Origin of the sequence: Mesorhizobium sp. WSM1293 (assembly GCF_000513875.1) — a bacterium.
Classification (GTDB): Bacteria; Pseudomonadota; Alphaproteobacteria; order Rhizobiales; family Rhizobiaceae; genus Mesorhizobium; species Mesorhizobium ciceri.
This window is the reverse complement of the sequence record NZ_AZUV01000001.1, coordinates 713,251-724,660: the sequence shown is the minus strand read 5'-3', so window position 1 is coordinate 724,660 and position 11,410 is coordinate 713,251. Positions and strand designations below refer to the sequence as shown.

Genomic DNA, 11,410 nt, shown 5'->3' with positions numbered 1-11,410 from the left:
GAAAGCGGAGATGGCGGATCTCCCGCGAGGCAGGCGGGCAGGGGAGATGTCGGCTTGCGTGTTCGAAAGACGTGACATACCGGTTCCCCTGATTATATGATAAAGGTGCTCCACTAAAACGGAGGCGCCTCCGTTTATTACGTGGTGGCTGACCTTGCCGGGTTCAAGCCCCCTGACACGACGTGGAGAAAAAAATTGGCCAACGAGCCGTCCGCCATTGCTGAAAAGGCCGAGGCCGTAGACGCAAGGCCGCTGCGTGCCGATGCGCGGCGCAACCGCGACCGGCTGGTCGAGGTGGCGGCGTCAGTCTTTGCTGAGCGCGGCATCGATGGCTCGCTGGAGGAGATCGCGCGCCGCGCCGGCGTTGGCATCGGCACGCTCTACCGGCATTTCCCGACGCGCGAGCATCTGGTCGAGGTGGTCTATCACCGCGAGGTGGAGGGGCTGTGCGCGGCCGCCGGCGAGCTTGCCCAAAAACATCCGTCCGATGTCGCGCTGGAACAGTGGATGCAGCGCTTCGTCGACTACATCGCCACCAAGCGCGGCCTGGCAAGCAGCCTGCGCATTGTGCTCACCACCAATTCGACGCTGTTTTCCGACACGTTCGGCCGGGTGTCGCAAGCCTTGCGACAACTGGTCGAGGCGGCGGTGGCCGACGGCACTATCCGCGGCGACGTCGACGCTTCCGACGTGCTGCACGCGCTGGGCGGCATCTATTCAGCGCCCGACACCCCCGAATGGCGCGACCGCTCGCGCCGGCTGGTCAAGCTGTTGATGGACGGGTTGCGGTTCGGGGCTGCAAAGGCACAATGAGGCGACCAGATTCCGGCCGTGCAAAACCAGACCTATCGATGAGTTGAGGGGATACGATGTATGTAGGCCGTTCCTACAAACTGATCGATTTCGCGCTGTGGTCGCGGCGCAGCGTCATCTACATGGTGGTGGTGAGCGGTCTGGCCGTGGCGGCCTACCGTCTTCCAGGCATCGCCGGGTTTTCGGTGCCATGGTCGGTGGTGCTGGTGCTTGGCACCACCGTGTCACTCGTCGCCGGGTTCAAGAATTCGCAGGTGTTCACCCGCAGCAGCGACGCGCTGCAGGCTTTTACGCAAATTACGGCCAGCAGCCGTTTGTGGTCCAATTTCTGCAGGGATTTCCTCGACGCGCCGACGGCCAGACAGCTCATCTATCGCCACATCGCCTGGATGACGGCATTGCGCTTTTCCCTGCGCCGGCCGATGCCATGGGAGTCCATGGCGCGGGCCGCCAATATCGAATACCGGCGGCGCTACCGTATCCATGAGGATGCGAGCTCGGTCGGCGACGAATTGCGTCCGCTGCTCGCCGAACAGGCCGAGGACGTCCTGAAATCGCCCCAGCCGGCGATAGCCCTGCTCGAACTGCAATCTGTCCAGGTCAATGCGCTGTTCAAGGACACAAAGCTCCCTCCTCAGATCTATGGCGAACTGACCAAGCTGATCCGCGACTTCCATGACCAGCAGGCGCGCTGCGATCGCATCAAGAACAATCCCTATCCCCGGCAATACGCCATCGTCAGTTCGATGTTCGTGATGATCTTCTGCACACTGTTGCCGTTCGGGGTCGTTCCCGTCTTTGCCGATATGGGCAAACTGGGTGGCGCGCTCGGGTCGATAGCGATCTGGCTGACGATCCCGTTCAGCACGCTGCTCGGCTGGGCCTACATGTCTCTCGACCAGGTCGGCGAAAGCAGCGCCAACCCGTTCGAGGGCAACGCCAACGACGTTCCGATCTCGCAGATCTGCCGCGACATCGAGATCGAGTTGCGTAGCGGGCTCGGCGAGACCGACCTTCCCAAGCCCCTGCTGCCGGTCAACGACATCGCGACCTAGGCAGGATCACGACGAAGGCGCGGTCCCCGGCGGTCCCCTTCATCGTGCTGCTGGCGGAGGACGCTCAAACGTCAAGGCAGACCTTGCCGAAATGCTTTCGGGATTCGTAATGCGCGAAGGCGGTGGCGATGTCCTGCAGCGGAAAGTGGCGGTCTATGACGGGCTTCAGCCTGTTGGACTCTATCGCGCGGATCATATCCTCCTGGTCGGCCCGGCTGCCGATGGAAATGCCGCTGATGCGGATCTGGTTGGAAAACAGGGCTGGGATAGACACTTCCGCCGCAAAGCCGGTCAGGACGCCGACCAGCGCGATGTGACCGCCCGTGCGGCAGGCGACAATCGACTGCGCCAGCGTGGCGGGTCCGCCGACCTCGATCACGTGATCGACGCCGCGCCCGCCCGTCAGATCCTTGGCCTTGCGGCCCCAGTCCGGGACGGACTTGTAGTTGATGACGGCGTCGGCTCCGAGGCGCTTGAGCCTTTCCAGCTTCTGCTCGTCGGATGAGGTGGCGATGACCCGGGCGCCGGCGGCCTTGGCGAATTGCAGCGCGAACAACGATACACTGCCCGAGCCGAGGACCAGCACTGCGTCGCCCGGCTTCACCTTGCCGCACACAATCAGGCCGCGCCAGGCAGTAACGCCCGTGCAGGTGAGCGACGCCGCCTCGACATGCGTATAGCCTGCCGGTGCCCTGGTGAAAGCATGCGCCGGCATGCAGACATACTCGCTGGCGAAGCCGTCGAAACTTTCTCCCGGAATGTCGCGCCGGGTCGAGGGCGTCATGTCACCGCCCAGCCACCAAGGATAGAAGACGCTGACGACGCTGTCTCCGGGCCTGAGTGCATCGACACCGTCGCCGAGGGCAATTACTTCGCCGGCGCCGTCGGAGAGCGGAACGCGGCCGTCGGCGAGAGGCATCTTGCCTTGCACGGCAAAGTCGTCGCGCATGTTCAACGCGCAGGCCCGGATCCTGACCAGCACCTCGCCCGGCCCTGGCTGGGGCGGATCTTCCTCGACCAGGTCGAGATTGCCCAAGCCGCCCGGCGCTCTCAGCCTGACCAGTCTCATTGTCTTCTCCGATGTGTGGGGTGTCTAGAATTGGAAGGGCCTAGCGGGCCTGCCGGCCGGAGATCACCCGCAGCCAGGGCGCCAGATGAAAGGCGCTCATCAGCAGATACATCGCAGCCATGCCCGTGAGGGGCGAGGCGTCGGTGCCCATGCACTGCATGGCCGCATCGCCGCTGAAGATGCAGGTGAGCAGCGCCATCACGGCGAAGGTCGGTGCCGCGGCAAGGCAAAGCCAGTCGGCCAGCCCGAGGGTGGCGGCTTCTGGGATCGTGCTGCCGGCACCTGTGTGGATATCGCTCATCGCCTTGATCCTTGATGATCATGCCAGTCACGACAGGTTCCTCTCTCCAGGGAGTGGGGAGAGGAACCCAGACTGGACAACCGTTACTGCTCGCCCTTGTCCCTGAACGCGGCCTCGCCGGCAGCAGACACTTCTTCCCATTTCTTGTCGGCCCCGGCGTCGTAATTGTCGTGCCAGTTCCACCAGGAGTAGAGTGGAGTCTGCGGATAGCCTTCGGGCGAATCCTCCCAGATTTCCTGGCGGCCGAGCGGCGTCGCGTCGAGATAGCTCCAGACGGTGCCCATCGCTTCGTCGCCGCGGCTGTTAATCAAGTAGGTGCGGAAGATGCGATCGCCGTCACGGATGAAGACGTTGTGGCCGTGCCATTCGTCGACACCGAAGTCCTTGTCGAAACTGTCAGTGATTGTGTACCAGGGCATCTGCCAGCCCATCCGCTGCTTCAGCCGCGCAATGTCGGCCTGCGGGGCACGCGAAGCGTAGGCAAGCGTGGTGTTGCGGGCGTTGAGATGGGCGAGGTGGCCGACCTGGTCGGCGCCCAGCGAACAGCCGCGGCAGGCGTGATCGGGCCAGCCATGCACGCCGGGCTCGAAGAAGGCGCGATAGACGATCAGCTGGCGGCGGCCTTCGAACAGATCGAGCAGGCTCGCTCTGCCGTTCGGTCCCTCGAACACATAGGCCTTGTCGACTTCCATCCACGGCATGCGCCGGCGCTCGGCGGCCAATGCGTCCTTGGCGCGCAGTGTTGCCTTTTCCTTCACCAGCATCTGTTCGCGGGCGGCTTCCCAGTCCTGCCTCGAAACGATGGGCGGGGTCTTCATTGCGATGTGCTTGGTCATTGGTCGTCTCCTTTGCCAGTCTGTTGTCGCTTGCTGTCAGCCAGAATAGGGCGGTGAAGCGGGAGGGTGGGAGTTACAAGTGTGACGGGATTTGCAGGAGCCGGCCCGTCGCAGCAGGGGTGGCGCATCCTCACGGTGCCTTCGGCCGGGTGGAGAGGAGTGTCGGTTGGCATTGTCGGTTCTCCCTTGGCGTGCCGCGCGTTGCCGATAGTTGCCGATGCGGCTTGCCGGTTGACGGTACGGATTTAAGTTAGGGCGGCGACGCACAAGGGTGGGAGTTACAAGTGTGACGGGATTTGAATGGATTCGCTGATCACCGCGGCTGCGCTGGCACTGGCCGGAGGCGACCCGCTCGGCGCGCTGGATCGCGTCGCCTTGCGCGAAGACCCGCCGGCGCTGGCGCTGCGCGGCATTGCCATGGCGCAGCTCGGCGATCTCGATCGCGCCAAGGCGCTGCTGCGGCGTGCCGCGCGCGGCTTCGGCCCGAAAGAGGCGGTAGCGCGTGCCAGATGCGTCGTTGCCGAGGCCGAGATCGCGCTGGTCTCGCGGGATCTCGGCTGGCCGGCCAAGGCTTTGGATGCGGCGCGGGCGACGCTGGAAAAGCACGGCGACCGGCTGAACGCAGCGCATGCCGGCCACCTCAAGGTGCGGCGCCTGCTATTGATCGGCCGTCTCGACGAGGCCGAAGACGTGCTGGCGGGGCTCGACCCGGCACCGCTTCCGCCGGCCTCGCGCGCCGCCCACGAACTGGCCGTCGCCGGCATCGCGATGCGGCGCCTCAAGACGAAGCCGGCGCGCAGGGCGTTGGAGTGGGCACGCCACGCCGCCCGCCAGGCCGGCATTGCGGGGCTCATCGCTGAAGTCGACCGCGCATTCCTGGCGCTGGACACGCCGGCGGCGCGGCTGATCGCGGCTGGCGAGCAGCGCCCGTTGCTGCTTGAGGACGTCGAGGCGTTGCAGGCGTCGCCGGCGCTGCTGGTCGATAATTTCCGATATGTCGTGCGCCAACAGGAGAAAACGGTCTCGCTGGCCACGCGCCCGGTTCTGTTCGCGCTGGCCCGTACGCTCGCCGAAGCGTGGCCAGGCGATGTGTCCAGGGCGACGCTGATCGCGCAAGCCTTCGGCGGCAGGCACGCCGATGAATCGCATCGGGCGCGGCTGCGGGTCGAGATCGGCCGGCTGCGCACCGAATTGCGGGGCTTGGCCGACATCGGCGCCACCAGCCAGGGCTTTGCGCTGGCGCCGCGCCACGCACGCGAGGTGCTGGTGCTGGCGCGGCCGATCGAGGAGCGGCACGCGGCGGTGCTGGCTTTCCTTGCCGACGGTGAATCCTGGGCGAGTTCGGCGTTGGCGCTGGCGCTTGGCACCGGCCAACGCAGCGTGCAGCGGGCGTTGGAGCAGCTTGGCGAGGCCGGCAAGGTGCAGTTTTTCGGTCACGGCCGGGCGCGCCGCTGGATGACGCCTCCACTGGTGGGATTCACGACCACCTTGTTACTCCCGGCCCCGCTGCCGAACGGTTAGGAAGTGACATCGGATCTCAGTGAGGACAAGGACATGAAACAGTCAACGGCCGAAATCCTGCGCGAATACGGGCCCTTTGCCGACGTGGAGAGGGTGCATGGGGTGAGCTTTGACGGCAACAATGTCTGGTTTGCCTCGGGCGAGAAGCTGAACGCCTTTGATCCGGAGAGTGGGCAGAACCTGCGCTCGATCGATGTCGCGGCGCATGCCGGCACCGCCTGGGACGGCCAGCATTTCTTCCAGCTTGCCAACGACCTGATACAGAAGATCGACCCTGATACCGGCCAGGTGCTGGCGACCATTCCGGCGCCCGGTGGTGGCGGCGATTCCGGGCTGACCTGGGCCGAAGGAACGCTCTGGGTGGGACAATACCGCGAACGCAAGATCCACCAGGTCGACCCGGAAACCGGTGCGATCCTGCGCACCATCGAATCCAACCGCTTCGTCACGGGGGTGACATGGGTCGAGGGCGAGCTGTGGCACGCCACCTGGGAAGGCGACCAGAGCGACCTGCGCCGCGTCGACCCGAAATCAGGCAAGGTTCTGGAGAAGCTCGACATGCCGGCCGGGATGGGTGTGTCGGGGCTGGAATCCGATGGCGGCGACCGCCTTTATTGCGGCAGCACATCCGCCGGGGTGGTGCGGGCGGTGCGCCGGCCGCGGTGAGGATGCGGCCGACGCCGAAGTCACACTTGCAGGCGCACTTCACACGGCAATTTGTCCGCTGTCGGCTGGCCGTTGCCCCTTGTCGGACCTAGATAGGCTGTGCGCCGGGCGGACGCCCGGCCCAGCTTTGCAAAGGATCCCTCATGCCTGAACAGCCCACCATGCCCGAACAGATTGCATTGAACGACGGCTCCGCCATTCCCCAACTCGGCCTCGGTGTGTGGCAGGTCGACCAGGACATCACCGCCGACGTGGTGGGTTGGGGCATCGAGGCCGGCTATCGCCTGATCGACACCGCCGAAGGCTATCAGAACGAGGAAGGGGTCGGAGAGGCGATCCGCAGTGCCGGCGTGCCGCGGGCTGAGCTGTTCATCACCTCGAAACTGCGCAACGGCGCGCACCAGCGCGATGCGGCCTTGCGCGCCTTCGACGAGACGATGGAGAAGCTCGGCGTCGAACAGATCGACCTGTTCCTGATCCACTGGCCTGTGCCCAGCCAGGACAAATATGTCGAGGCCTGGAAGACGCTGGTCGAACTCAGGCAGGCCGGCCGCATCAAATCGATCGGCGTTTCGAACTTCAACCAGGACCATCTGGAGCGGATCATCGGCGAGACCGGCGTGACGCCCGTCGTCAACCAGATCGAGCTGCATCCCCAGTTCCAGCAGCGCGGTGTCAGGGACTTTCATGCCAAGCACGACATCCGTATCGAAAGCTGGAGCCCTCTGGGCAGCGGCCGGCTGCTCGGCGATCCGACCATTGCAGGCATCGCCAAAAAACATGGCAAGTCCGTCGCACAGGCGATCATCCGCTGGCATCTCCAGGAGGGGCTGATCGTCATTCCAAAGTCGATCCGCAGGGATCGCATCGCCGCCAATTTCGATGTCTTCGATTTCGAACTGGATGCGCAGGACCTGCAGACGATCCGCGGCATGGATTCGCCCGAGGGCCGCAACGGACCCAACCCCGCCACAGCCGCGTTCCTGTTCTGAGAGGCAAGTTTTAACGAGCTGGCAACGAAACTGCTAATCTCCCCCACGAGGGGGGAGATTGGCAGCTTTGCGGCTTTCGCCAATTTCTTGCGCCCCTCAAATCCCGGACCCATCCAACTGCTGGGCGTCTTCGCCTTCCCAGGGCGCCGGCATCGACGCGCGGCTGAGGTTGGCGGTGGGCAGCGGCATCCAGCATTTCAGTTCCGGGTCGGCGTATTCGATGACGCGCCCGGGCGAAGAGTCCGACGCGCGCCAGCCTTCCGAGGCGAACTGGTCGGCACGCGACCAATAGGCAAGGTCGACTTCCGCCGGTCCCTGCTCGGACGGACGCACAGTGACCAGGATGCGGCTGCCGTCCTTCGGCGCCGTCGACATGTGGCGCCACCGTTCGGGCTCGTCCATCGCATTCCTCCTCGCACTCGTAGCGTTGGGAGGAGTGTCGCCTCGTGGTCCGAAGGGGTCAACCCAAAGTTTGCGCCAGGCATCGGCTGATGACCCCTCCAGACGGTGCCTGCACAGTTGTGCGCAACACGCCGCGGGCGGTCATGCACGCTCGACGGGCCGTGACCCAGTTGATAAGCCCGTCTGCGAAAGGAGCGCCTGAGTCGAGATGACCGTTGCGATCGAGATGGGACAGACGACCGCAGGCGCCCCGGCGAAGCTGGATCTCGAGGAACTGCTCGCGACGCGCCTTTTGGTGCAGGGCAATTCGGGCTCCGGCAAGTCGCATCTGCTGCGGCGCCTGCTGGAGCAGAGCGCGCCCTGGGTGCAGCAGACCATCATCGATCCCGAGGGCGACTTCGTTTCGCTGGGCGACCGTTACGGCCATCTGGTGATCGATGCCGAGCAGCATACCGAGCGCGGCCTGCAGGCGGCAGGCGAGCGGGCGCGCATGCATCGCGTCTCCACCGTGCTCAATCTCGAAGGGCTCGACGCCGAGAACCAGATGCGGCGTGCCGCCGCCTTCCTCGGCGGGCTGTTCGAGGTCGCCCGTGACCACTGGTACCCGATGCTGGTGGTGGTGGACGAGGCGCAGCTGTTCGCGCCGGCGGTGGCCGGCGAGGTTTCCGACGAGGCGCGAAAGCTCTCGCTCGGCGCGATGACCAATTTGATGTGCCGTGGCCGAAAGCGCGGGCTGGCCGGCATCATCGCCACCCAGCGGCTGGCAAAGCTCGCCAAGAACGTCGCCGCCGAGGCGTCCAACTTCCTCATGGGCCGCACCTTCCTCGATATCGACATGGCGCGTGCCGCCGACCTTCTGGGCATGGAGCGGCGCCAGGCGGAGGCGTTTCGCGATCTGGAACGCGGGCAGTTCATGGCGCTCGGCCCGGCGCTGTCGCGCCGTCCGCTGGGCCTGCGCATCGGCCCGACGGATACGAGCCCGCGCAACGGAACGCCGCGGCTGATGGCGATGCCGGAAGCAGCACTCGAGGATGCACGCGCGATCATCCTGGCGGCGCCGCCGCCCGAAACGGTGCGCACGCCGCGTCGCCCGGCGTCGCCGGACCTGCTCGACCAGTTGATGGCGGCGAAGTCGGCGGCCTTGGAAATCCGCCCCGAACCGGCGGAGCCGCAAGTCAGCGCCGAGGATCTGGCCGAGCGCCGCGAGCGCGTGGACCGTGTGCTGCGCGCCATCCTGGCGCAGCCCGACGCGGGTTTTCGCGTGATCGGCGTGCTCTATCAGGAGTTCGTGGTCCGCTGCCGCATCGAAGGCCTGGCCTCGGTCGTGCCCGACCTGCCGGAGTTCCGCCGCATGCTGACGCGCGCCCGGGCCGGCCTTGGGTCAGAGACGACACAGGACGACGCATGGCGGGACGTTTCCGTCCGCGCGTCGCTGCTGCCCGACGACATGCAGGGCGTGTTCATGATGATTGCCCGCGCGGCGAAGGAGGGCTGGCCTTGTCCGAGCGACGCCGCGATCGCCCGCGCCTACGGCTCGCACTCGCTGCGCCGCGCCCGGCGCCTGTTGACCTATATCGAGGAGCAGGGCCTCATCGTCTGCCAGCTCGACGGGACAGGCCGGCGCACCGTGACACTGGTCGAATTGGCCTGGGCCACCGCACCGGGAGATCCGAATGCCGAGGAAGTGGAGCAGGGAAGCCTGGCGCTGTGAGGCGGCGCGGGTGCTTTGAGCGAATGATGCGATAGGCTTTTCAGTCACCGTCATCGCGACAAATTTCTGATGGCAACCGTGAAATCGCCGACGATGCGTCATGCAGGCGCTTGCGTTTCGATGGCGCTCACCGGTTCGCCCCAATCACCCACTGTTCCTGATCGACGAGCGTGCCGGTCATCGGCCCGGCAGCATCCGAAAGCAGGAAGACGGCGAGGTTGGCGATATCGCTGGTCGAGAACAGGCGGCCGAAGGGTTGCGAGGCGTTGGCGGCATCGAGCCAGCCCGGCCCGTTGCCCAGCGTGTCGGCTTGCATGACGCGTTCGGCCGGCGTGTCGGTCCAGCCGACATTGATGCCGTTGACGCGGATGCGATCGAAGCGATGGGCGTTGGCGGCGTTTTTGGTCAGCGTGGCCAGCGCGCCCTTGCTGGCGGAATAGACGGCGAGCTCCGGCGAGCCGCAATGGTCGTTGATCGACAGGATGTTGACGATGGCGCCGCGCTCTCCGCGCTTCTTCATGTCGGCGATGGCCGCCTGCATGAGGAAGAACGGCGCCCGCGCGTTGACCGCGAACAGCGAGGCCCAGCCGTCGAGATCGGCATCGAGGAACGAGGCCCGGTCGGTCAGCCCTGCGGCGTTGACCAGCGCATCGATGCGGCCGAAGCGCTCGATGCAGGCTTGCGCCAAAAGGGCAGGGGCTGCCGGGTCGGCGAGGTCGGCGGCGACGAAAACCGTCGGCGTGCCGAGCCGCGAAAGCTCTTCCGCAACGGCATCGCCGCGCGTCTTCTCGCGCCCGGTGACGAGCAGGCCGCCCGCGCCGCAGCGCGCCAGCGTCTCGGCGATGGCGCGGCCAATGCCTTGCGTCGAGCCGGTGACCAGCGCCACCTTGCCGTTGAGTTGGAGCTCCATTCCTCTTCCCCGCCTCGCATCTGATTTCAGGCTAGCGCGGCGCGATCGTTTTACAATACGGAAATTGGAAATCTTGGAGTGGAGGTTGTTGGCTGTCGCGCTGCGTGGGGCCGGCGAGAGCCTGCCCCAATGTCGTGATTCCCTACGTAGCGGAGGCCGTCGCAAAGACCCTAGTGGACCGTGATTATGCCCTCGACGGCCCGCCATTCCGAAGGCTGGATGAGCTGGTGATGAGCAACGCGAACCGAGTGGAGCGGACCATCGAGTTCGCGCTCCCAATATTGGAGAAAACCCTTGAGTTCGGGAAAGGCTGGAGCGAGATCATAGTCCTGCCAGACATAGAGCTGAAGCAGGCTTGGATGATCGGGCAGGTAATAGTGGATTTCGGCCGTCGTCAGGCCATAACCTTCCATTTGCAGGCGGAATTCGTTGCTGACCGTATCGGCCATGTCTTTCTCCTTCTCCGCTGAGGCATCGAGCCGGCGGCATTTGTGTCGAACCCGCCCAATGCCGGGCCGGGGCGATTGGTTCTGTCCCTCTTTAAACAACGCCGCGAGAAGCTCGCGGGTTCCGAAAATAGCCACGCCATAACAGTGTCTTGGCGCTCTTTCTTGTCGAATATAAAAATTTTTGCGCTGGTCTCTTGAAACCGAAAAAGGGCAAAACTAGCTCGATATGCGCCGCGATGCCTGACGAAGGGTCGCGGCGTTCCGCACCGGTCCGATATTGCCGGTTCGGTGCGGAGGAACCTCAAAACCTGTTTGTCCACGAGGAGAACGACATGGCGTTCCGTCCATTGCATGACCGTATTCTGGTCCGCCGCCTTGAAGCCGAGGAGAAGACCTCCGGCGGCATCATCATCCCCGATACCGCAAAGGAAAAACCGCAGGAAGGCGAAGTGCTCGCCGTCGGTCCCGGCGCGCGCGACGACAGCGGCAAGCTTGTCGAACTCGATGTCAAGGTCGGCGACCGCATCCTGTTCGGCAAATGGTCCGGCACCGAGATCAAACTCGACGGCGAGGACCTGCTCATCATGAAGGAAAGCGACGTGATGGGTATCATCGATGAGATCGCCGAAGTGAAGAAGGCCGCCTGACGGCTTCTTGTATCCAACCAGTCAACGAATGCTGCCTA

Annotated in this window: 13 protein-coding genes; 7 read left to right on the top strand and 6 right to left on the bottom strand. The window is 64.9% G+C overall.

Annotated elements, in window-relative coordinates:
* The first annotated feature begins 195 nt into the window (after positions 1 to 195).
* Positions 196 to 813 (top strand): TetR/AcrR family transcriptional regulator, encoded by a 618-nt coding sequence (locus M729_RS0103645; RefSeq protein ID WP_027160772.1) that lies wholly within the window; start codon positions 196 to 198, stop codon positions 811 to 813.
* A 56-nt stretch (positions 814 to 869) separates the two neighbouring features.
* Positions 870 to 1,868, top strand: coding sequence for a bestrophin family ion channel (locus M729_RS0103640; RefSeq protein ID WP_024501663.1), 999 nt, complete (start codon positions 870 to 872; stop codon positions 1,866 to 1,868).
* 64 nt (positions 1,869 to 1,932) lie between these two features.
* On the opposite strand, the gene M729_RS0103635 is transcribed toward M729_RS0103640, so the two are convergent.
* The 3 genes from M729_RS0103635 to M729_RS0103625 form a co-directional block, all read right to left on the bottom strand.
* Positions 1,933 to 2,937, bottom strand: a complete 1,005-nt coding sequence (locus M729_RS0103635) for an NAD(P)-dependent alcohol dehydrogenase (protein WP_024501662.1) — start codon at positions 2,935 to 2,937, stop codon at positions 1,933 to 1,935.
* A gap of 40 nt (positions 2,938 to 2,977) precedes the next feature.
* Complete coding sequence (locus tag M729_RS0103630) at positions 2,978 to 3,238, bottom strand: hypothetical protein (protein ID WP_024501661.1); 261 nt, start codon at positions 3,236 to 3,238, stop codon at positions 2,978 to 2,980.
* Between the two features lie 83 nt (positions 3,239 to 3,321).
* A complete protein-coding gene (locus M729_RS0103625; RefSeq protein WP_013530710.1) occupies positions 3,322 to 4,074 on the bottom strand; it encodes a thioredoxin family protein in 753 nt (250 codons plus the stop codon).
* A 300-nt stretch (positions 4,075 to 4,374) separates the two neighbouring features.
* Between M729_RS0103625 and M729_RS0103620 the strand changes: the two genes are divergently transcribed.
* From M729_RS0103620 to M729_RS0103610, 3 genes are all read left to right on the top strand, one after another.
* Positions 4,375 to 5,595 carry a hypothetical protein gene (locus tag M729_RS0103620; RefSeq protein ID WP_027160771.1) on the top strand — a complete coding sequence of 407 codons (1,221 nt, stop codon included), beginning with the start codon at positions 4,375 to 4,377 and terminating at the stop codon, positions 5,593 to 5,595.
* Between the two features lie 33 nt (positions 5,596 to 5,628).
* Positions 5,629 to 6,261: a PQQ-binding-like beta-propeller repeat protein gene (locus M729_RS0103615; protein WP_024501659.1), complete on the top strand. Its 633-nt coding sequence runs from the start codon at positions 5,629 to 5,631 to the stop codon at positions 6,259 to 6,261.
* 161 nt (positions 6,262 to 6,422) lie between these two features.
* Positions 6,423 to 7,253, top strand: a complete 831-nt coding sequence (locus M729_RS0103610; protein ID WP_174299083.1) for an aldo/keto reductase — start codon at positions 6,423 to 6,425, stop codon at positions 7,251 to 7,253.
* A 96-nt stretch (positions 7,254 to 7,349) separates the two neighbouring features.
* Here M729_RS0103610 and M729_RS0103605 read toward each other — a convergent pair whose 3' ends face one another.
* Complete coding sequence (locus M729_RS0103605) at positions 7,350 to 7,655, bottom strand: hypothetical protein (protein WP_013530714.1); 306 nt, start codon at positions 7,653 to 7,655, stop codon at positions 7,350 to 7,352.
* A 208-nt stretch (positions 7,656 to 7,863) separates the two neighbouring features.
* Between M729_RS0103605 and M729_RS0103600 the strand changes: the two genes are divergently transcribed.
* Positions 7,864 to 9,366 (top strand): ATP-binding protein, encoded by a 1,503-nt coding sequence (locus M729_RS0103600; RefSeq protein ID WP_013530715.1) that lies wholly within the window; start codon positions 7,864 to 7,866, stop codon positions 9,364 to 9,366.
* Positions 9,367 to 9,493: 127 nt separating this feature from the next.
* On the opposite strand, the gene M729_RS0103595 is transcribed toward M729_RS0103600, so the two are convergent.
* Positions 9,494 to 10,276, bottom strand: a complete 783-nt coding sequence (locus M729_RS0103595; RefSeq protein WP_024501658.1) for an SDR family oxidoreductase — start codon at positions 10,274 to 10,276, stop codon at positions 9,494 to 9,496.
* 170 nt (positions 10,277 to 10,446) lie between these two features.
* On the bottom strand, positions 10,447 to 10,725 hold the full coding sequence (locus M729_RS0103590; protein WP_024501657.1) for an usg protein: 279 nt from the start codon (positions 10,723 to 10,725) through the stop codon (positions 10,447 to 10,449).
* A gap of 332 nt (positions 10,726 to 11,057) precedes the next feature.
* On the opposite strand from M729_RS0103590, the gene groES reads away from it, so the two are divergent.
* Positions 11,058 to 11,372, top strand: coding sequence for a co-chaperone GroES (gene groES, locus M729_RS0103585; protein ID WP_013530718.1), 315 nt, complete (start codon positions 11,058 to 11,060; stop codon positions 11,370 to 11,372).
* The last annotated feature ends 38 nt before the right edge of the window (positions 11,373 to 11,410 follow it).

Coding starts and splice junctions, on each gene's coding strand:
- M729_RS0103640 (WP_024501663.1), top strand. CDS start 870: ATGTATGTAGGCCGTTCCTACAAACTGATCGATTTCGCGCTGTGGTCG.
- M729_RS0103635 (WP_024501662.1), bottom strand. CDS start 2,937: ATGAGACTGGTCAGGCTGAGAGCGCCGGGCGGCTTGGGCAATCTCGAC.
- M729_RS0103630 (WP_024501661.1), bottom strand. CDS start 3,238: ATGAGCGATATCCACACAGGTGCCGGCAGCACGATCCCAGAAGCCGCC.
- M729_RS0103625 (WP_013530710.1), bottom strand. CDS start 4,074: ATGACCAAGCACATCGCAATGAAGACCCCGCCCATCGTTTCGAGGCAG.
- M729_RS0103620 (WP_027160771.1), top strand. CDS start 4,375: ATGGATTCGCTGATCACCGCGGCTGCGCTGGCACTGGCCGGAGGCGAC.
- M729_RS0103615 (WP_024501659.1), top strand. CDS start 5,629: ATGAAACAGTCAACGGCCGAAATCCTGCGCGAATACGGGCCCTTTGCC.
- M729_RS0103610 (WP_174299083.1), top strand. CDS start 6,423: ATGCCCGAACAGATTGCATTGAACGACGGCTCCGCCATTCCCCAACTC.
- M729_RS0103605 (WP_013530714.1), bottom strand. CDS start 7,655: ATGGACGAGCCCGAACGGTGGCGCCACATGTCGACGGCGCCGAAGGAC.
- M729_RS0103600 (WP_013530715.1), top strand. CDS start 7,864: ATGACCGTTGCGATCGAGATGGGACAGACGACCGCAGGCGCCCCGGCG.
- M729_RS0103595 (WP_024501658.1), bottom strand. CDS start 10,276: ATGGAGCTCCAACTCAACGGCAAGGTGGCGCTGGTCACCGGCTCGACG.
- M729_RS0103590 (WP_024501657.1), bottom strand. CDS start 10,725: ATGGCCGATACGGTCAGCAACGAATTCCGCCTGCAAATGGAAGGTTAT.
- groES (WP_013530718.1), top strand. CDS start 11,058: ATGGCGTTCCGTCCATTGCATGACCGTATTCTGGTCCGCCGCCTTGAA.